The 19,368-nt window shown below is 38.9% G+C and carries 18 protein-coding genes; all 18 read right to left on the bottom strand.

The genetic code is table 11. The annotated features are described in order from the left end of the window. Nucleotides 1-14 precede the first annotated feature (14 nt). The 18 genes from hprK to FGQ66_RS03010 all read right to left on the bottom strand — a co-directional run bounded on the left by hprK (nucleotide 15) and on the right by FGQ66_RS03010 (nucleotide 19,327). Entirely contained in the window at nucleotides 15-953 is a 939-nt protein-coding gene (hprK, locus tag FGQ66_RS03095; protein WP_016177420.1) for an HPr(Ser) kinase/phosphatase, read from the bottom strand. Nucleotides 954-1,145: 192 nt separating this feature from the next. After that, nucleotides 1,146-1,496 carry a phage holin family protein gene (locus tag FGQ66_RS03090; RefSeq protein ID WP_005880401.1) on the bottom strand — a complete coding sequence of 117 codons (351 nt, stop codon included), beginning with the start codon at nucleotides 1,494-1,496 and terminating at the stop codon, nucleotides 1,146-1,148. Then, complete coding sequence (locus tag FGQ66_RS03085; RefSeq protein WP_138301657.1) at nucleotides 1,496-1,801, bottom strand: PspC domain-containing protein; 306 nt, start codon at nucleotides 1,799-1,801, stop codon at nucleotides 1,496-1,498. Before FGQ66_RS03085 ends, FGQ66_RS03090 begins: the two co-directional genes overlap by 1 nt. A gap of 129 nt (nucleotides 1,802-1,930) precedes the next feature. After that, on the bottom strand, nucleotides 1,931-3,490 hold the full coding sequence (liaX, locus tag FGQ66_RS03080) for a daptomycin-sensing surface protein LiaX (protein WP_053111764.1): 1,560 nt from the start codon (nucleotides 3,488-3,490) through the stop codon (nucleotides 1,931-1,933). A 273-nt stretch (nucleotides 3,491-3,763) separates the two neighbouring features. Continuing rightward, nucleotides 3,764-4,441: a phosphate signaling complex protein PhoU gene (gene phoU / locus FGQ66_RS03075; protein WP_005880407.1), complete on the bottom strand. Its 678-nt coding sequence runs from the start codon at nucleotides 4,439-4,441 to the stop codon at nucleotides 3,764-3,766. 12 nt (nucleotides 4,442-4,453) lie between these two features. Next, on the bottom strand, nucleotides 4,454-5,212 hold the full coding sequence (gene pstB / locus FGQ66_RS03070) for a phosphate ABC transporter ATP-binding protein PstB (protein ID WP_005880409.1): 759 nt from the start codon (nucleotides 5,210-5,212) through the stop codon (nucleotides 4,454-4,456). 15 nt (nucleotides 5,213-5,227) lie between these two features. Then, nucleotides 5,228-6,034, bottom strand: a complete 807-nt coding sequence (gene pstB, locus FGQ66_RS03065) for a phosphate ABC transporter ATP-binding protein PstB (protein WP_005880411.1) — start codon at nucleotides 6,032-6,034, stop codon at nucleotides 5,228-5,230. Nucleotides 6,035-6,048: 14 nt separating this feature from the next. After that, a complete protein-coding gene (pstA, locus tag FGQ66_RS03060; protein ID WP_138301655.1) occupies nucleotides 6,049-6,933 on the bottom strand; it encodes a phosphate ABC transporter permease PstA in 885 nt (294 codons plus the stop codon). Next, on the bottom strand, nucleotides 6,933-7,853 hold the full coding sequence (pstC, locus tag FGQ66_RS03055) for a phosphate ABC transporter permease subunit PstC (protein ID WP_113846068.1): 921 nt from the start codon (nucleotides 7,851-7,853) through the stop codon (nucleotides 6,933-6,935). Before pstC ends, pstA begins: the two co-directional genes overlap by 1 nt. A gap of 117 nt (nucleotides 7,854-7,970) precedes the next feature. Beyond that, nucleotides 7,971-8,825 (bottom strand): phosphate ABC transporter substrate-binding protein PstS, encoded by an 855-nt coding sequence (locus FGQ66_RS03050; RefSeq protein ID WP_138301654.1) that lies wholly within the window; start codon nucleotides 8,823-8,825, stop codon nucleotides 7,971-7,973. 342 nt (nucleotides 8,826-9,167) lie between these two features. Then, nucleotides 9,168-10,616 (bottom strand): cardiolipin synthase, encoded by a 1,449-nt coding sequence (gene cls / locus FGQ66_RS03045; RefSeq protein ID WP_081134253.1) that lies wholly within the window; start codon nucleotides 10,614-10,616, stop codon nucleotides 9,168-9,170. 346 nt (nucleotides 10,617-10,962) lie between these two features. Next, nucleotides 10,963-11,847 (bottom strand): permease-like cell division protein FtsX, encoded by an 885-nt coding sequence (gene ftsX, locus FGQ66_RS03040; RefSeq protein WP_279594352.1) that lies wholly within the window; start codon nucleotides 11,845-11,847, stop codon nucleotides 10,963-10,965. Continuing rightward, nucleotides 11,840-12,526: a cell division ATP-binding protein FtsE gene (gene ftsE / locus FGQ66_RS03035; protein ID WP_005880425.1), complete on the bottom strand. Its 687-nt coding sequence runs from the start codon at nucleotides 12,524-12,526 to the stop codon at nucleotides 11,840-11,842. The genes ftsX and ftsE overlap by 8 nt, the downstream gene beginning before the upstream one ends. A gap of 110 nt (nucleotides 12,527-12,636) precedes the next feature. Next, a protein-coding gene (gene prfB, locus FGQ66_RS03030; protein ID WP_179135138.1) for a peptide chain release factor 2 occupies nucleotides 12,637-13,735 on the bottom strand; the annotation gives its coding sequence in 2 pieces (ribosomal slippage) (nucleotides 12,637-13,662 and nucleotides 13,664-13,735; 1,098 coding nt in all). A gap of 132 nt (nucleotides 13,736-13,867) precedes the next feature. Then, nucleotides 13,868-16,402 carry a preprotein translocase subunit SecA gene (gene secA / locus FGQ66_RS03025; RefSeq protein WP_005880429.1) on the bottom strand — a complete coding sequence of 845 codons (2,535 nt, stop codon included), beginning with the start codon at nucleotides 16,400-16,402 and terminating at the stop codon, nucleotides 13,868-13,870. A gap of 220 nt (nucleotides 16,403-16,622) precedes the next feature. Then, on the bottom strand, nucleotides 16,623-17,177 hold the full coding sequence (hpf, locus tag FGQ66_RS03020) for a ribosome hibernation-promoting factor, HPF/YfiA family (protein ID WP_005880431.1): 555 nt from the start codon (nucleotides 17,175-17,177) through the stop codon (nucleotides 16,623-16,625). A 135-nt stretch (nucleotides 17,178-17,312) separates the two neighbouring features. Beyond that, nucleotides 17,313-17,840 (bottom strand): ComF family protein, encoded by a 528-nt coding sequence (locus FGQ66_RS03015; protein ID WP_230315209.1) that lies wholly within the window; start codon nucleotides 17,838-17,840, stop codon nucleotides 17,313-17,315. 155 nt (nucleotides 17,841-17,995) lie between these two features. After that, nucleotides 17,996-19,327, bottom strand: coding sequence for an ATP-dependent helicase ComFA (locus FGQ66_RS03010; protein ID WP_492767889.1), 1,332 nt, complete (start codon nucleotides 19,325-19,327; stop codon nucleotides 17,996-17,998). Nucleotides 19,328-19,368: the final 41 nt, after the last annotated feature.

The following is a 19,368-nucleotide window of genomic DNA, read 5'->3' as shown; positions in this document are numbered from 1 at the left end:
GTTTCCACTCCTTGCTACTGTCCACCAGAATTTTCTTCGATCAAGCGGCTCAATCTTTCTTCAAACGTCTTCGTTGCGTCAAATCCCATTGTTTTTGCACGGAAATTCATAGCAGCTACTTCAATGATGATCGCTACATTTCGCCCAGTTTTCACAGGGATCTTGATTTGTGGAATCCCCACTTCAGCGATTTCTACTGAGGTATCTTCTGATCCTAAACGATCATATTTTTTATCTTTTGCCCATGCTTCTAAATAAACCGCTAATTGGACTTGCATCGATCCACGTACAGCACTGGCACCAAATAGATTCATGACATCGATGATCCCGATTCCTCGGATCTCAATCAGATGTTCCAAAATTTTTGGTGGTTCTCCGATCACAGTCAATTCATCTTGCTGGTAGACATCCACTCGATCATCTGCGATCAAACGATGTCCCCTTTTGATCAATTCTAACGCCGTTTCACTTTTACCGATTCCGCTATCCCCTTGGATCAATACGCCTAAACCATAAACATCGACTAATACACCATGGACACTCGTCCGAGGCGCTAACCTTCCGTCTAAGTAGCTGGATAATTCTCCAAGTAGACGGGATGTCGAGATTGGTGAACGTAATACTGCCATCCCATGTTCATTCGCTGCTTGGATCATTTCTTCGGATGCTGGTAAACCTCTTGAAATAATAAATGCCGGCATATCCTCACTGCACAGCCGTCTCATGATCATCAATCTTTCTTCAGGCATCATTCGTTCAGCAAACGTGATTTCTTTACTGCCGAACAACTGTAGGCGATCATGTGAATAATAATTAAAATAACCGGTTAATTCTAAGCCTGGTCTTGAAATATCGCCAGTTACGATAACACGCTCCAAACTCTTCTCGTCACCAGTTACGATTTCTAATGATAATTTTTCTACCAATTGGCTTACTTTTACAACTTCTGCCATTCGTGTTACCTCATTTCTATTAGAGTGTTCCCCTTCATTTTATCATTGTATAGCAAAAAGTACTACCAAATAAAAAAAACGTTTTATTTTACGATCGTTTCGCACTTTTTGAATGAAAAAAGCAAAAAAAATCGACATGAACGGGGGGAATCAGTTCATGTCGACTCTTTAGCCATAAGGCGTATATTGTCGTTATTTTCTACTATTATGTTCACTAACGATCACATTGACGAGCGCCATCAAGATAGCGACAAACAGTGCCGCTCCGAATGAAGCAAACCCGAAATTCCCCTCTCCTATAAAGAAAGAGGTCAATTTCAAAATTGCTGCATTGATGACGAATGTAAACAAGCCAAGAGTTATCAGCGTAAATGGCAATGATAATATCGTTAAGATCGGTTTAACGAACATGTTCAATAGCGATAACACAAAACTTGCCAAAACTGCAGTCCAAATACTATTTACATAGACTACATTTGGAAAAAGAACTGCTAATGAGATAAAAGTCAGCGAATTGACGATGATCCGTTGAAGGTAGGACATTAAAAGTCACTCCACTCATCGTCATCGACTTTTTCTGCCTCTTTACGTTTTTTTGTTTGTTCACGATAGTTGTTGTTTTCATAATATTGGTTATCATGTCCATAACTTGTACGTTTTTTTCGTGCTGATGGGATGATCAGTGCCAATAGGATATATAAAATAATCGGACTGCCAAAAGCAACCAAACTCAAGATCACATAGATCACTCGAACGACTGTAGGGTCGATTCCAAGATATTCTGCAATCCCAGCTAATGTACCTGTTAAGACGATATTATTATTTGACTTTGTCAACTTTTTTTTCATTTTTGCTTCACCTCTGTCCTACCATTGTAATTGAAGAAAAAGGTTGTGACAATAGTACCTTTTTCACTATTTTTTTAAACTACTGTTCACAGCATGACAATTATAAGAATCCTGCTGTGAACAGCTGGCTTACATCTCTGCGTCTTTTAGATAGATGCTGCCTGTTGTTGTTGTTAATTGAACTGTAGCTACACCATCTTCTGATAAACGGCGGAATTGTAGCATTTGGTTTGTCCGTTCTTTTTTCTCGCGGACTACTTCATAATCGGATAACCGACTATTGATACTTCCTAAACTAGTTTTCGCATTTCCTTCTAATCCAATCGTACTTGGTAATGCTACTTTGACATTTCCATTCACAGAGCTTGCCTCGATTTTTTTCAAACGATCCTCTTTGATCGTTAACCGCACATCTCCATTGACTAAAGAAACAGATAGATTTTCAGGTGTAGCTCCAACCGTAACAGTGCCGTTCACTGTTTCAATGATAGAATCTAAAATCGCACCATCACGTATATCGATATTTCCATTTACACCTTCTACTTCAAGCATGGTAGCTGTAAGATGGTTGACTGTGATATTTCCATTTGTTGATTTCGTATAGATATCTTTGCCTTCTAACTCATCAATCGTGATATTTCCATTCAACAATTTGATTGCTGTATGGTCATATACTCTTTTCGGAAGGTAAAAGACTAGATCTGCACGAACACGCTTATTTGGGATCTGGAATGAAAGATGGTCATCATTCACTTCGATCTGGCTACGTTCTAAAAATGCTTCAAATGGTTCTGCATTCATTTTTCCATATAATTTGATTTTCGCTTCAACTTTAACATCTTCGCTATCCCATGTCTTCAATACCACATTCCCATTGGCTGCTTTGATATCGATGATGCTTGCTTCTGGAGCTTCATAATAAAATTCATGTTCAAATTTCGTCGTAGCAATGCCTGGTACACGAAGATTGACATCTTTCCATTCCATATTGTCATTGACAGTTTCAGAAACAGATTGGAAAGTCTTACGCAAGAATTTACCTAGATGCGTTCCTGCTTCAGACATTTTTTCGCCTACTTGGTTCAATGTATCATTGGCCTGTTCTTTCCAATCATCAGGAATCTCAAATTTTTCTGAGAATGTTTCTTTCTTTTCTGACCACTGGTTTTTACGGATGTCTTTTAATTCTGCTTCTAATTTTATACGTTCTTCTGTTAAAATATCTCCTGCAGCTTCTAATTCTTTGATTTCATCTTCTAACGTTTTTCGTTGTGTTAATTCTTCCTCAGAAAGCTGATCTAATTCTTCTTTTGTATTCAGCTGCATCAATGTTTCCTGTTTTTCATTACGTACAGCTTTGTTTTCAGCCAATTTCTCATTGACTTCATCCAAATGAGCAGAAGTCTTATTTGCTTCCGTTGCTAGTTCATCTAAGATTTTTTCTAGATTTTCTTGGTCTTCTTTTTCTTTTTGTTTTGGATCGATTTCTGGCTGTTCTTCTGTTACACCATTTTCTAATTCATCGATCACTTGATTTTTTTCTTTATGACTGGCAGTTACTCTATCCGCTTCTTTTGCAATTTGTTTTTCATCTTTTTCTGTTGCCATACTTTCTAATAGGTCCAGTCCTTCTTCAGTTGAAAGGACTCCTTTTTTAACTAGATCTAAAATACGTTCTCTTTCTTTCATGGAAATTGCCTCCTTAAGCAAAAATGGTTTGCAAGCTTTTCCTTACATACATATTATGCACCGAATGCGTTAAAAAGTCATAGGACTTAAGTTGTAACTTTTTCTCCATCTCTAGTTGCTATTGGTTTTATGAAGAATTTATGGGGCATTTCCACTTGATCTGATTCAATCCCATCGTCTCTCTTATTCTGTATACTAATTATCTAAAAAAAGATGAAAGACCACAAAAATCCGGATTTGGATTTTATGGCTTCCATCTTTTTTGATTCATTTTTAAAAAATCTCATTGTGGTTCGTATTCAATTCCGTGATTTTTCCAGTAGCCAAGTAGACGATCCATTCACAGATATTCGTGACATAATCACCGATACGTTCTAAGTAGCTAGCAACATTTAAATAATCGGTTCCGCTGATGACTGTTTCAGGGTTTGCTTGCATATTTTTTATTGTAGCATTATAAATACGATTGAAGTAATCATTGACGCGCTGATCCATGTTTGCGATCGTACGTGCATCTTTTTCGTCTGTTTTCACGTAAGCGACTAACACATTGTCCACCATTTTTTTTACGTAATCTGACATATCTGAAATTTCTTTCTCAATGTCTGGTATCCGCGTTTGTCCCTTCACACGGATTGTAGACTTAGCAACAGATACAGCGTGATCGGCCATCCGCTCTAAATCAGAACTAGCCTTCATCACAGTAATGATCATCCGCAAGTCCGTAGTAACCGGTTGTTGTAAAGCAATCATCTCAAAACTTTTTTTCTCTAGACGTGTTTCCATATCATTGATTTTGATATCATTTTCAATGACTTCTTGCGCAAGTGCTTTATCGTGTTTGATATAAGAACGAACGGATTTATGCACTGCACTACTTACCATCATCCCCATCTCATAAAATTGATTATGAAGATTCAGTAATTCTTCTTCAAATTGTGTCCGTAACATTTCATTTCCTCCCTATCCAAATCTTCCTGAGATATAGTCTTCTGTTTCTTTTTTTTCTGGATTCATGAAAATCTTTTTCGTGTCATTGAATTCGATCAAATGTCCATCTAAGAAAAAGGCTGTTTTATCCGAAATACGTGAAGCTTGAGACAGATTATGCGTAACTATAATCATAGTATATCTTTCTTTTAATTCCAAGAGCATACTTTCGATTTTCCCAGTCGATACTGGATCTAGCGCACTTGTGGGTTCATCAAGCAAGATGATTTCTGGATTGACTGCTAATACTCGGGCGATACAAACCCGTTGTTGTTGCCCACCTGATAAAGATAATGCACTTTTATGCAATTTGTCTTTAACATCTTCCCACACTGATGCAGCTTTTAAACTTTCTTCGACTACTTGGTCGAGAACTTTTTTGTCTTTTTCACCTTTTAACTTTAGTCCATAGATCACATTTTCATAGATTGAGAATGGAAACGGATTTGGTTGTTGGAATACCATGCCGATTTCTTTTCGCAATTCAACGATATCTGTCTTTGGTCCATAGATATCTTTTCCCTTATAAAGCACACTACCGGTGATCGTGACACCAGGAATCAGGTCGTTCATCCGATTCAAAGAACGCAGATAAGTTGATTTCCCACAACCGGAAGGACCGATCATTGCTGTGATCTCACCCTGATTGAAACTTAAATCGACCCCCTTCAATGCTTCTTTTTTGCCATAATATAAGTGAAGATCTTTTGATGAAATTATTTCTTTTGCCATAACGAGTCCTCCGTCTTAACCAAAGTGACCGGACACATAATCTTCGGTTGCTTGAATTTTTGGTCTGGTAAATATCTTGTTCGTCTTATCGTATTCGATTGCTTTGCCTAGATAGAAGAAAGCAGTGTAATCACTGATACGTGCAGCTTGTTGCATATTATGCGTCACGATGATGATCGTGTAGTCTTCTTTTAAGTTAACTAATGTTTCTTCGACTGTTCCTGTAGAAATCGGATCTAACGCACTTGCTGGCTCATCTAACAACAGAATATCTGGTTTCATTGCGATCGCGCGGGCGATGCATAATCGTTGTTGCTGTCCTCCAGATAGAGCAAGTGCACTTTTATCCAAGCTATCCTTTACTTGATCCCATAGAGCAGCTTGTTTCAAACTTGTTTCTACGATTTCGTCTAATTTCTTTTTATTTTTTTCACCATGTTGTTTCAGTGCAAACGTGATATTTTCATAAATGGATTTACTAAACGGATTTGGCCGTTGAAAAACCATCCCGATCCGCTTACGCATCTCATATACATCGATTTGTGGCGCATTGATATCTACCTCTTTGTACATGATCTTTCCAGTGACTTTTGTATTCGCGATTCCATCGTTCATCCGATTCAATGAACGTAAGTAAGTTGATTTTCCGCATCCAGAAGGACCGATCAACGCAGTGATTTTATTTTTCTCAAAGGCTAAGTCTACTCCTTTGATTGCTTCGTTATCGCCATACCAGACATGAAGATCATCCGTGTACAAAGCGACTTCTTTTTCTTGTCCCATTGTGATGATATTTGTTTCATTCCAATTATATTCTTTCATCTTACTTCTTCTCCTTAAGCTGAAGTCATTTTACGGTATAAACGTTTACCGATCGCACGTGCAGCAAAGTTGAACAACAGTACAGCGATGATCAAAACCGCTGATGCTCCTGCCGACACAGCAGCGCCATCTGGCATCGTTCCTTCCGTATTGATTTTCCAAATGTGAACAGCTAATGTTTCAGCTTGACGGAAAATGCTGATCGGGCTGGAAACACTTAGTGGATTCCAGTTTGAAAAATCAAGTGCAGGTGCACTTTGTCCAGCTGTATAGATCAATGCAGCTGCTTCACCAAAGATTCTTCCTGAACTTAAGATGACACCAGTCAATATCCCAGGTGTTGCTTCTGGTACCACGACCCGGATAACTGTTTCCCAGCGAGATAAGCCTAATGCTAATCCTGCTTCTCTTTGTGTGTAATGAACAGCTTGTAATGATTCTTCGACTGTTCTTGTCAGCAAAGGTAGATTGAATACTGTTAATGCCAGTGCCCCAGAGATGATCGAAAAGCCATATTGGAATTGAATAACAAACACTAAAAATCCGAATAGACCGACAACTACTGATGGTAAAGAACTCAAGATTTCGATCGAAGTGCGGATGATATCTGTCACCAAATTTTTTCCAGCATATTCAGAAAGATAAATACCTGCTCCTAATGAGAGCGGAAAACTGATGATCATTGTAATGATAAGTAAGTAAATCGAGTTGAATAACTGGATGCCGATCCCACCGCCTGCTTGGTAAGCTTTAGATGGTTCAGTCAGAAATGCCCAAGAAATATGAGGTACCCCTCGAACGAGAATATATAAGAGTAAAGCTGCTAAGATCAACACGATGATCCCTGAAATCACGTAGAGGATGCCTGTGGCGATTTTGTCAGAGCGTTTTGCGTTCATTATTTCAGTGCCCCTTTCTTACCGATCATTCGAATCACGATATTAAAGATTAATGACATCAATAGTAAGATCAATGCCAATGACCATAAAACATTGTTCTCAGTCGTTCCCATGATCGTATTACCGATCCCCATTGTTAAAATAGATGTCAATGTTGAAGCTGGTGTCGTCAATCCTGTCGGCATCAACGCAGCGTTACCGATGACCATTTGAATTGCTAATGCTTCACCAAATGCACGAGCCATACCAAAAACGATGGCAGTCAATATCCCTGGTATAGCGGCACGTAAAACTACTTTATAGATCGTTTGCCATCTTGTCGCTCCCAACGCTAAAGATGCTTCACGATAATGTCTTGGTACTGACTTTAGCGCATCGACCGTCATTGTCGTTACTGTTGGTAAGATCATGACGAAAAGGACAAATGTCCCTGCTAGGATACCAAATCCTGTTCCGCCAAAAATACTACGGATGAATGGAACAACGACAGATAAACCGATGAACCCATAAACAACAGATGGAATACCGACCAATAATTCAATGACCGGTTGCAGAATTTTCGTTCCATTCTTTGGAGAGATCTCCGTCATGAATACTGCTGCACCGATGGCAAAAGGAGTAGCGATGATCGCTGATAGGAATGTGACGATGAACGAACCTGCGATCATCGGCAATGCGCCTACCATCGGTTTGCCATTTGCCCCTACTTGTCCTGGATTCCAGTTTGTGCCAAACAAGAAATCAAACACATTGATTTTATCGACAAAGAAGGTTGCTAAACCTTTACTGGCAACAAAATAAAAAATTGCTAACACTACGACAACGATCAGCGCGATACAGAGAAAACTGATAAATTTGCCGCGTTGTTCCATTTTTGAACGTTTGGATTTTGTTAATAATGCTTTTTTCACATCTTCCACAGATGATTCCCCCCTAATCAGGTCTAACATACTTATTCAGTGTACAAAGTGAACATCAATTTGAGTTTAATAACATGTAAAATTTATGCTAAGTTTGTAAATTTTTTGTAAAGGCAGTTATTTTACAACGTTTCCTTCCCAATCTCGCTCCACTTCCATCTTTGAAACAGGGATATAACCTAATTCTCCAACAATATTATTTTGTACATCGTCAGAAAGAATGTATTCTAGAAATTCTTTTGTTAACTCTTTAGGCTGGCTCTTTGTATACATATGTTCATACGCCCAAATCGTCCATTTATTCGTTGTGACGTTCTCATCTTTAGGTGCGACACCGTCAATACTCAGTGTTGCTACATCATCTGTTACATACGAGAAAGCGACATAACTGATTGCTCCCGGCGTATCTGCCACGATCTGCCGTACCATCCCGCTTGAGTCTTGTTCCTGTGCGCGGATAGCTGTTTCACCATCTAATACCCATTTCTCAAAGGTACTGCGTGTACCGCTTCCAGAAGCGCGATTTAAAATAACCACTGGTTGGTCTTTTCCACCAACTTCTTTCCAATTCGTGATCTCGCCGGTAAATATTTTTCTTAAATTCTCCATAGAAATGTCTTTGACACCGACACCTTTATTCACAATCGGTGTTATTCCCACGACAGCTACACGATGATCCACTAAAGCAGAAGCATCGATCCCTGATTTTTCTTCTGCAAACAAATCTGAATTTCCAATATCAACTGCGCCTGATTGGACTTGTGACAAGCCTGTACCGCTTCCTCCCCCTTGTACATTGATGAATTTTCCGGGTTTTTCTGTTTGATAACTTTCTGCTACCGTTTCAACTAAAGGTTGTAGTGCAGATGAACCGACAGCGGTGATCGACTCGCCACGATCAATCCATTTGGAACAACCAGATAAAAGAATCGTTAATCCTATTATGGGTAAGAGTAATTTTGATTTTTTCATTAGAAATCTCCTTCAATCCTAAATTAAGTTCATTTTAACATTTTAGCGAATACTTGAAAACGAATCGAATTCATTAAATAACAAAAAATAATTATATAAATAAAAAAAATACTATCTCATTGAGTGTTTCTATGCTATACTGGCTTTGAAATGTGTCTCTTTAAAAAGCATATATTGATTTATTTCTTGCTTTCCCCAAAAAACAAGAGATACCCCAAAGTCAATCCGCTCATGCGAGACGCTTTCTCCATTTCTGACAGACTACAGAAATGGCCCCGACAAAAAAGGACATAAGACGACGTCCCTGACGTGCGTTTTATGTCCTTTTTGAATTGATCCTTATTATAGTAATGGCGAGATCAAGCGTGCTAATCCCTCTTTGAATTTGATGATCGTTCCACGTTGTTCATATTTTTCTTTCGTTAATGGTTGCGAGACTTTTGAATCATCAAAAAAGGCTTTTCGCACTTGTGATGCCATCCGTTCATCATAGATCAAAGCATTTACTTCGAAGTCGAGTCTAAACGATCGAACATCGATATTCGCTGATCCAACTGAAACGACCCCATTATCAATGATCATTGTTTTCGCATGGATAAATCCATTTTCATATGTTTCGATCACCGCACCGTATTCAAGTAGTTCCGCCGCAAAAGAGTATGTCGCCCAATAAACAAGAAGATGGTCTGGTTTATTAGGAATTTGCATATGAACCTTCACACCTGAAAGCAAAGCCAATTTTAAGGCTTCATGAATTGATTCATCCGGTATGTAGTACGGTGTCTGTATCAATATCTCTTTTTTGGCTAAAGAAATCATCTTTAGATAGGTCATCTTGATTTGTTCATGCTCCGTATCTGGGCCACTCGTTACAATTTGCAGTGCCATATCTCCACTCGTTTTTATTTGTGGAAAGAACTTTGGATCATAACTGACTTCTTTCGTATGTTGTGAATTCCAATCCATCAAAAAGCGGTTTTGTAACGTATATACGGCTTCACCATGAATCCGTAAATGGTTGTCGCGCCAATAACCAAACTTCTGCACTTGTCCCAAGTATTCATTCCCTACATTGAATCCGCCAGTGTAACCAATCTGCCCATCGATCACAACAATTTTACGATGATTTCGATAGTTGATCCGTGGATTGATATAAGGCACAAACAACGGGAAAAAGAAAGCGACCTCACCGCCAGCTGCTTTCAAGCCATCAAAAAAACTTGCCGTTACTTGCGTTGATCCCCATGCATCTAAAAGGACCCTTACTTTAACGCCTCGCTTTGCCGCATCAATCAATGCGTCTCGAACCTCAACTCCCAGTGTGTCGCTTCGATAGATATAGTATTGTAAATGGATATGATCTGTTGCCTGTTTGATATCTTCCAGCAACGCATCAAACTTCTCTCGTCCATCCGTAAACAGCGTAACTTTATTTCTTGTCGTATACAGCGTACTTTCAAAAACAGTCAACATGTAGATCAACTGCTTTACATCTACCAGTCCTGTTGGCGGGTGAGGATACAATCCCCGCATCAGTGCTTGTTTATCTTCCTCGATCTCAAGGTTTTTCCCGATCTTACCTTGGAGTTTCAAATCGAAAATCTTGTCTTTAGAAATCCCTCTTCCTAAGAAAATATACAGAATGAAGCCAACGATAGGAATAAACATCAACACTAACAACCATGCCCATGTTTGAGCTGTTTCTTTTCTCTCACGAAATACGATAACAAAGGATAATAAAATATTTAGAATCAAGATAAAGGTAAAAAAATTATCAACAATCAATCCCATAGTTTCACCTCTTTACTTTTTCACCTACTTAAGAATAACTAAGTTGTTTTTTAAAGTAAAGCGAAAGTATAAAAATGATAGGCAACAAAGAAGCCAAATAGGAAGAACTCCCCCCACCTAGTGGGATGAAGAATTTTCTCTTATTTTATCTGTACACCCTTTTTGACCTGAATCGACTAAGCTGATCCCATTGAAAAAGCATCTCTTATTGAATTCATTATAACGTGAATTTAACAAGAGATGCTTTTTTGTTTTAAATTATTGGGTCAGTTTCTTTATTCTATTTTGTGTATATTGGATTGACTTTGATCGCTCCTTGCAAAATAAGGGGGCGAATAAAAGTCTTTTAGAATTTCAAGAAACGTCTCATTGAAATAATTGAACCTAATGAACCGATGATCACACCGATACCAACCATCAATAGATTGATTTTCCATACAATATCTTGAGGATGGATCATTGAATAATGTGAACGTAAAAGTGTTGGGTTCAGTGCTTGAAATGCTTGATCATAACCAAATGTGATGATCAATACAGGAATGATTGCACCAATCAAACCGATCCAACCACCTTCTAAAAAGAATGGCCAACGAATATAGCCGTTTTTAGCACCAACCAGTCGCATGATTTGGATTTCTCTTTGACGTGAAAGGATGGTGATCCGGATCGTATTGGAGATCAAGAACATAGCAATGAATAATAACAACGCAGCAGCAGCTAATCCCCAAGTACGAACGGCGCTAGCAATCTTAAGTATCCGATCGGAAGAGGTTCCACCATAATCTGCTCGCGAAACATTTGCTAGCTTAGCAGCAGCTTCTGATACCTCTTTGGTATGGGATGGATCAGTAGTACTAACAACATATACGTCATATAAAGGATTATTGTCTCCTTCAAAAAGACTCCATGAGTCACCCATCGCATTTTGGATTTTTTTCAGTTCTTGTGCTTTACTTGAAAATGTCACATTTTTTACGTGATCGATTTCTTTTAACTCACTTTCGAGTTTTTTCATATCTTTCTCATTTGTACCAATATCGATGAAAACTGAAACTTCTACATTTCCTTCGATGTCTTCAGCAATTTTGGTTGCATTCATGATGACTGCCATAAATAAACCAACTAAAGTCAACGTAATCGTTACAGCACTGACTGAAGCAACTGTCATCCAGCCATTACGCTTCAAACTTTTGATACTTTCTAATATGTGACGGAAAAAGGTTCTAATCATCGTATCCATATTCCCCTTCCGCTTGGTCACGAATGATCCGACCATTTTCAATGGCGATTACCCGGTGACGAATTGTATTAACGATCGTGCTGTTATGGGTTGCCATAACGACCGTCGTTCCTTGAGCATTGATCCGATCCAGTAATTTCATGATTTCCCATGAGTTTTCGGGATCCAGATTTCCAGTAGGTTCATCTGCAATCAGTACTTTAGGCGTATTGACGATTGCTCGTGCAATCGAAACCCGTTGCTGTTCCCCACCAGATAGTTCACTTGGAAATACACGGACCTTGTGTTTCAATCCCACTAAATCTAATACTTCCATGACACGTTTTTTGATATCTCGAGGCTTACGTCCGATAACTTGCATCGCATAAGCAACATTTTCATATACTGTTTTTCTTGGGAGTAACTTATAATCTTGGAATACTACGCCGATCTCTCTGCGCAGATAAGGAACCTCACGATTTTTGATTTCTAACAAATCATGTCCAGCAACATTCAGTGTCCCTTTTGTAGCTTTTTCTTCTCGATACATCAATTTGATGAATGTAGATTTACCAGCCCCCGATGGACCAACTACATAGACGAATTCTCCCTGATCGATAACAACCGAAAGATTTCGGATTGCAGTCGTACCATTTGAGTACTTCTTCATTACATCCTTCATTTCAATCATGGCGTTCTCTCCATATCTTTTTCAGTCTTTTACCATTATAGCATGGTAATGTTTCATCTTGCTTTCAAAATCTTACAATTTTATGTCATTTATCATTTATCTTCAACTAATCAGAGATGCATCTTTAAATAACCATCGATAAAGATATCTAGGTCACCATCCATTACTGCTTGGACATTCCCAGTTTCAACATTCGTACGATGATCCTTGACCATTGAATATGGATGGAAAACATAAGAACGTATCTGTGATCCCCAGCCGATTTCTTTTTGTTCTCCTCGCAAAGCGGCAGCTTCTTGTTCTTTCTTTTCCACTTCAAGTTGGTAAAGTTTCGCTTTCAGCATGCCCATTGCTTGTTCTCTATTCTTCAATTGTGACCGTTGCGCTTGACTGGCAACTACCGTACCTGTAGGAAGATGGGTGATCCGTACAGCTGATTCTGTTTTATTGATATGCTGTCCGCCCGCACCACTTGCTCGATACGTGTCGATTTTCAAATCATCGGGATTGATTGCAACATCGATCGTTTCGTCTAGTTCTGGCATGACATCTACTGAACAAAAGGACGTGTGACGACGCTTCGCCGAATCAAATGGCGAGATCCGTACAAGTCGGTGCACACCCTTTTCTGATTTTAGATAGCCGTAAGCATTATGGCCTTTGATCAGCAAGGTGACACTTTTGATCCCTGCTTCATCTCCTGCTTGATAATCAAGAGTTTCCACCTGATAGCCATGTTGTTCCGACCATCTAGTATACATACGTAAGAGCATGCTTCCCCAGTCTTGCGATTCTGTACCACCTGCTCCTGGATGCAACTCAATAATTGCGTTATTCCGATCATACGGTCCATCTAACAGCATCGCTAATTCATAGGTTTTCATTTTTTCATCTAATGTTTGCAGTCTTTCTTCTGTTTCTTGCTGCATTTGTGCATCTGGTTCTTCTTGCAGCATTTCCACCATCAACTCTAATTCTTCCAATTCTTCTGCTAATGCGTTGAATTGGTCATAGGTTTCTTTGTTCGCGTTATTTTCGTTGATTACTTTCTGAGCGGCTTCACTATCATCCCAGAATCCAGGTTCCGCCATTTTAGCTTCTGCTTCAGCGATATCTTCTTCTAATTGGTCTAAGTCAAAGAGACCTCCTGAAACTTGTGACCTTTTCTCGCATTTCAGATAATAGGTTGCGAATCTCTGAAATTTCCATATTTATCCCTCTTTCTTTTGACTACAATTTATTTTAAGTATCTTTAGTTTACCAGAATCGTTTCTTAACAGAAAGAAGGTGAGTCAATTCTTAATCAAAAAGAACCGATCTCACCAACTTTACTGTCAAAAATTAGTTTTCATCTTTTCCATGACAGTTTTTATATTTTTTTCCGCTTCCACAAGGACATGGATCGTTTCTGCCTACTTTGTTCACATGCACTGGTTGTTTTTTCGCATTTGTATTGCTATTTTCTTTTGCGTCACCAGTTGTCGGTTGAACTGCTTCGCCTTGTGATACTTGTTCACGTTGCACATTTTGACGAATTTCTGCCTTCATAAAGATACGTGTAACTTCATATTCGATGGCTCCGACCATGTCTTCAAACATTTTGTAGCCTTCTGTTTGATATTCAACTAATGGATTATTTTGTCCATAGGCGCGCAGACCGATTGATTGACGTAACTGGTCCATCGCATCGATGTGATCTGTCCATTTTGAATCGACCACTCGCAGAATCACTACTTTTTCAAATTCAAGCAATTGTTCAGGACCGTTCAGTTGAGCGGCTTTCGTATTGAAGATCTCCTGTGCTAATTCATTCAAGTATTCTTTGATTTGTTGTGGTTCTTTTCCTTTTAGATCGTCAACAGAGATGCTGTCTTCATGGACAAGTGTACTACCAGCGAAATCAGCGATCCCTTCCAGATTCCAATTTTCTTTTTCTAATTGTGTATGCGCATCGACGACACGACTGATCGTGCGTTTGACCATGTTCATCAATGGTTTAGAAAGGCTCTTTTCTTCCATAATGACTTCTTGACGTTGTTTATAGATCACTTCACGTTGTTCACGCATTACATCGTCGTATTGCAAGACGTTTTTACGTGTATCGTAGTTATTTCCTTCTACGCGTTTTTGAGCAGATTCAACTTGCTTAGATAGCATTTTGCTTTGGATCACAGCATCTTCTTCACCGATCTTCATACGGTCCAAGAATGCTTTGATACGTTCAGAACCAAATCGTTTCATCAAATCATCTTCCAATGAAAGATAAAATTGAGACATCCCTGGGTCCCCTTGACGACCAGCACGTCCACGCAGCTGATTATCGATACGTCGAGATTCATGACGTTCTGTCCCGATAACGGCTAAACCACCTAATTCACGAACACCAAGACCAAGCTTGATATCTGTTCCTCGTCCAGCCATATTGGTTGCGATCGTAACTGCGCCTTTTTGACCGGCGTTCATGATGATTTCTGCTTCTTTAAAGTGATTTTTCGCATTCAAGACTTCATGAGGAATCCGTTCACGATTCAATAGATCAGAAAGCAGTTCAGAGGTTTCGACTGCGACAGTACCTACTAGTACAGGCTGCCCTTTGCGGTAACGATCTTTGATATCTTGGACGACTGCATGAAACTTACTTGTCAATGTAGGATACAATAGATCTGCTCGGTCATCACGAATAACTGGGCGGTTGGTTGGTATTTGGAAAACCTGGATGTTATAGATTTCTCTAAATTCTTCTTCTTCCGTTTTTGCTGTACCTGTCATCCCTGAAAGTTTTTTATACATACGGAAGTAATTTTGGAAGGTGATCGTAGCCATTGTTTTGGTTTCGTCTTCGATCTCTACGCCTTCTTTTGCTTCGATCGCTTGATGCAATCCATCTGAATAACGACGTCCATCCATGATACGTCCTGTAAATTGGTCAACGATCAATACTTTGCCTTCTTGAACAACATAATCGATATCCAAGAGCATGATATAGTTTGCCCGTAACGCTTGGTCAAGATGGTGTGTCAATGCTGTATTTTCAATGTCATATAGGTTTTTTAAGCCGAAAGTTTCTTCTGCTTTTTCGATTCCTGCTTCTGTTAAACTGATTGTCTTAGACTGAACATCGATTTTATAATCTTCTTCTTCCTTCAATCGTTTGACGAAATTGTCAGCTCTTGTATACAAAGCAGTTGATTTTTCTGCTTGTCCTGAAATGATCAACGGTGTTCTTGCTTCATCGATCAAAATGGAGTCTACTTCATCGACGATCGCATAGTTCAATGGACGTTGAACCATTTGATGACGATAAACGACCATATTGTCCCGCAAATAATCGAACCCTAATTCGTTATTCGTACTGTATGTGATGTCACAAAGATAAGCTTCACGTTTTTCATCTGCTGATTTTGAATTGATGTTCAATCCTACCGTCAAGCCTAAGAAATTGTATAGTTCTCCCATTTCTGTGGAGTCACGAGTTGCCAAATATTCATTGACTGTAACAACGTGTACCCCTTCTCCAGTCAATGCATTCAAATAAACTGGCATAGTGGCAGTCAGTGTCTTCCCTTCACCAGTACGCATTTCAGGAATGTTCCCATCATGAAGGACGATCCCACCCATTAATTGGACGTGGTATGGGTATAAACCTAAAACACGTTTTGCCGCTTCACGAACGACCGCAAATGCTTCAGGTAATAATTGATCTAATGTTTCACCTTTTTGGTAACGAGCTTTGAATTCAGCTGTTTTTGCTTGTAATTGTTCATCTGTTAATGCTGCCATTTCGTCAGCGTGGGCTTCGACTTTTTTGGCAATGCTATCTAAACGTTTTAGTTCTTTTTTATCATTTTCGATAATCGAACGAATAAAATTGGCCATACGTTGTGTAATCTCCTTTTTTACATATATTATCCAGACTATGTAGACTATACCTTCCATTTTAGCATTAGTCACTAATAATTGAAATATCTTAAGACGATTAAAGTGAGAACTTCATAATTAATTCATATTTCCTCATCTTAGAAAAAGTGAAAAAAGACTCGCAACACCCCTTTTAAGAGTGCTGCAAGTCAATTTTTACTGATTTAGTTGTTATTTATCAATCTGTTTCGATTAAACCGTATTTTCCATCTTTACGACGGTAAACGATACTTGTACCGTTTGTGTCCGCATCTTCAAAAATGAAGAAATTATGACCCAACATGTTCATTTGTAAAACCGCTTCTTCACTATCCATTGGTTTCAATGACAAGCGTTTCGTACGAACGATATCTAATTCAGAATCACTTTCATTTCCATCAGCTTCATTATTGAATAAAACCGCCGCATCTGCTGCATTGATTCCTTTTTCGCGAGATTTACGGTTGATTTTTGTCTTGAATTTGCGGATTTGACGTTCCAATTTATCAACGACCAAATCGATACTTGCATATAGATCTGGTGAAGTTTCTTCGGCGCGTAATACAAGATAAGGTAATGGAATGGTTACTTCCACTTTCGCTGTTTTTTCAGTATAAACTTTTAAATTTACATGGGCTGTAGCATCTGGTGCGTCACTGAAGTAACGTTCTAATTTTCCTACTTTTTTCTCAACGTAGTCCCGAATCGCTTCAGTCACTTCGATATTTTCACCGCGTACATTATATCTAAACATAAAAATTACCCCTTTCGTCTACCACAATCAAGAAGGAGAAGGACCACTCTTTCCCTCTTCTTAATACTATTATATCGAACTCTAATGTATTTGCAAACTAAATCGCTATCAATTCCATCAGTTTCTAATATTTATTTATCGCGCTAAAGAATACGTCCGGATTTTCTTTGGTTGATGAGGCAAAAGACAACTGGCTACATGAAATAACGTCTGCCCAGTCGTATAAACATCATCGATCACAAAAATAGTTTTCCCCTTTATTACAGACGGATCGACCGTAATACCAAATGGTTGGATGCTGGCTAATCGCTCATTTCTTGTTTTTTTTGCTTGTGGGTTTGAGTGATGGATACGAGTCACTAACATCTGATAATCAACCTCCGCTGCTACTAGCATTTCACTCACTTGATTGAAGCCTCTCTCAGCTAATCGTTCGTTTGATAGAGGAACTGGACAAAAAATGGCTTCTGGGTGTTGATTTTGTAAATTTTTCCAGTAAGCAGCGAATGTTCCTGAAAGGCGGATATCTCCCATAAACTTATACTGATTCAACCATTCTTGAAAGGCAGGATCGTACACAAAAAAAGCGTGATGGACAAAATCATAAACAGGGAACTTATTTTGCCATGTTAAACAGTCCTGACAAATTTTACTTTTATCCATGATCTGCTTTGCGCAACGCGGACATCTTCCTTGTTTAGGAATTTGCTGAAACAACGCAGTACAATCACTGCATAACTGTGGAACTTTTTTTACTCGCCAAAAAATTTCCTTGATGCTTAAGTCGTGTATCAAACGGCAATGACAATAGCAACATTTCATTTTTGACCTCGCAATCTTTTACCTTGCTTATTCATCTCTTTAATTTCGCGACAAGCTTGTATAATAGCTATTGTTTTTTCTTCATAGAAAAAGTACACTTCACTATTCGAAAAAGCGCCTTTTCTGTCTGCTCTCCCAGCGATCTGTACCAATGAGGATTTTGTAAATACACGATGATCCGCCCCTAAAACGACCACTGAGACTTTTTCAAAAGTCACTCCTCGTTCAAGAATCATCGTTGTCAGTAGGATATCATACTTTTTTTCTCGCATTTTCGCCACTTTCGCTATGCGATCTGGATCGCGAGCAGAAGCATTTGTTATTCTATAATCTGGCATTTTTCCCATCAAAAGTCGTGTCAAGCGTTCCATGATCTCGATGCTTGGACAAAAAAGCAATACATGATTTTGTGCCAATAACTGTTCAAGTTTGCGTATCAAAGGGCGGACCTTCTTCTCTGACAGACATTTTTTTTGCCAAGCATTCCAAAAAAATAGCTTTGGTTCAGGAAGTAATCGCTGGTGGAAACGCAAAGGCAAACGGTGTATTTGAAACGCCATACGGATTTCTTTTAATAAACGTTCAGCCGGCGTAGCACTTAAATAGATAAATCTACCTGTTGGCTTGATCGCAGTCTGCACAGCAAAAGAAAGTCCTTGATCGTCTGCGTAAGGAAATGCATCCACTTCATCAATCACAACCAAATCAAAAGCTTGATAAAAACGATAAAGTTGATGTGTCGTGCAGATCATAAATGGGCTAAATCGGTAAGGTAGCTTTGTTTTTCCATGAAGTAGCAAAATATTTTCTTCTGGAAATACTTTATCAAAACGGAGAAATAATTCATTGCAGACATCCACTCTTGGAGAAGACAAGACGACTCTGCCACCCATCTTTAAAGTTTTCATCACTATTTCATAGAGCATTTCCGTTTTTCCTGCCCCAGTGACAGCCCAGATCAAATGATGCTGTTTCTCTGGGCTGTTGACGATAGCATCTGAAATCGTTTTTTGCAAAAAGGTTAGTTGGCCAGTCCAAGCAAATGCAACGGGACGTTTTGGTAATGACGGCTGACAAAATAAAAATAACTGCTGGCTACTATCACAACGTCCCAAAAATAGACAATGGGTACAATAATAAAGGTTCTCAGTTAATCGACAGTTCTTTTTTCGGTTTCTTGTCCCACAGCGACCGCAGATGAGCCAATTTTTTTCCAAAACAACTGCTGGAACTTTTTTATAGGGAATCGTTTGAAAAGACGGTTCTTCCATTTCGTTCAGTTCTCTTGTGAGTAATCGCCTCCCGTAAAGCTTAGTATTTACTCGAATCACCTCCCATAACTAAATATGCCAAAACGAGAGGATCATAA

Origin of the sequence: Enterococcus sp. BSD2780061688st2 D3, assembly GCF_005844145.1 — a bacterium.
Taxonomy (GTDB): domain Bacteria; phylum Bacillota; class Bacilli; order Lactobacillales; family Enterococcaceae; genus Enterococcus_B; species Enterococcus_B durans.
The sequence above is the reverse complement of the archived record's forward strand: the minus strand, read 5'-3'. Positions and strand labels throughout refer to the sequence as shown.

Coding starts and splice junctions, on each gene's coding strand:
- hpf (WP_005880431.1), bottom strand. CDS start 17,177: ATGTTTAGATATAATGTACGCGGTGAAAATATCGAAGTGACTGAAGCG.
- cls (WP_081134253.1), bottom strand. CDS start 10,616: ATGGGATTGATTGTTGATAATTTTTTTACCTTTATCTTGATTCTAAAT.
- phoU (WP_005880407.1), bottom strand. CDS start 4,441: ATGTTACGGACACAATTTGAAGAAGAATTACTGAATCTTCATAATCAA.
- pstA (WP_138301655.1), bottom strand. CDS start 6,933: ATGAACGCAAAACGCTCTGACAAAATCGCCACAGGCATCCTCTACGTG.
- pstB (WP_005880411.1), bottom strand. CDS start 6,034: ATGAAAGAATATAATTGGAATGAAACAAATATCATCACAATGGGACAA.
- hprK (WP_016177420.1), bottom strand. CDS start 953: ATGGCAGAAGTTGTAAAAGTAAGCCAATTGGTAGAAAAATTATCATTA.
- FGQ66_RS03085 (WP_138301657.1), bottom strand. CDS start 1,801: ATGAAAAAAAAGTTGACAAAGTCAAATAATAATATCGTCTTAACAGGT.
- ftsE (WP_005880425.1), bottom strand. CDS start 12,526: ATGATTGAAATGAAGGATGTAATGAAGAAGTACTCAAATGGTACGACT.
- FGQ66_RS03090 (WP_005880401.1), bottom strand. CDS start 1,496: ATGTCCTACCTTCAACGGATCATCGTCAATTCGCTGACTTTTATCTCA.
- ftsX (WP_279594352.1), bottom strand. CDS start 11,847: ATGATTAGAACCTTTTTCCGTCACATATTAGAAAGTATCAAAAGTTTG.
- secA (WP_005880429.1), bottom strand. CDS start 16,402: ATGGCCAATTTTATTCGTTCGATTATCGAAAATGATAAAAAAGAACTA.
- FGQ66_RS03015 (WP_230315209.1), bottom strand. CDS start 17,840: ATGGATAAAAGTAAAATTTGTCAGGACTGTTTAACATGGCAAAATAAG.
- liaX (WP_053111764.1), bottom strand. CDS start 3,490: ATGAAAGAAAGAGAACGTATTTTAGATCTAGTTAAAAAAGGAGTCCTT.
- pstB (WP_005880409.1), bottom strand. CDS start 5,212: ATGGCAAAAGAAATAATTTCATCAAAAGATCTTCACTTATATTATGGC.
- FGQ66_RS03050 (WP_138301654.1), bottom strand. CDS start 8,825: ATGAAAAAATCAAAATTACTCTTACCCATAATAGGATTAACGATTCTT.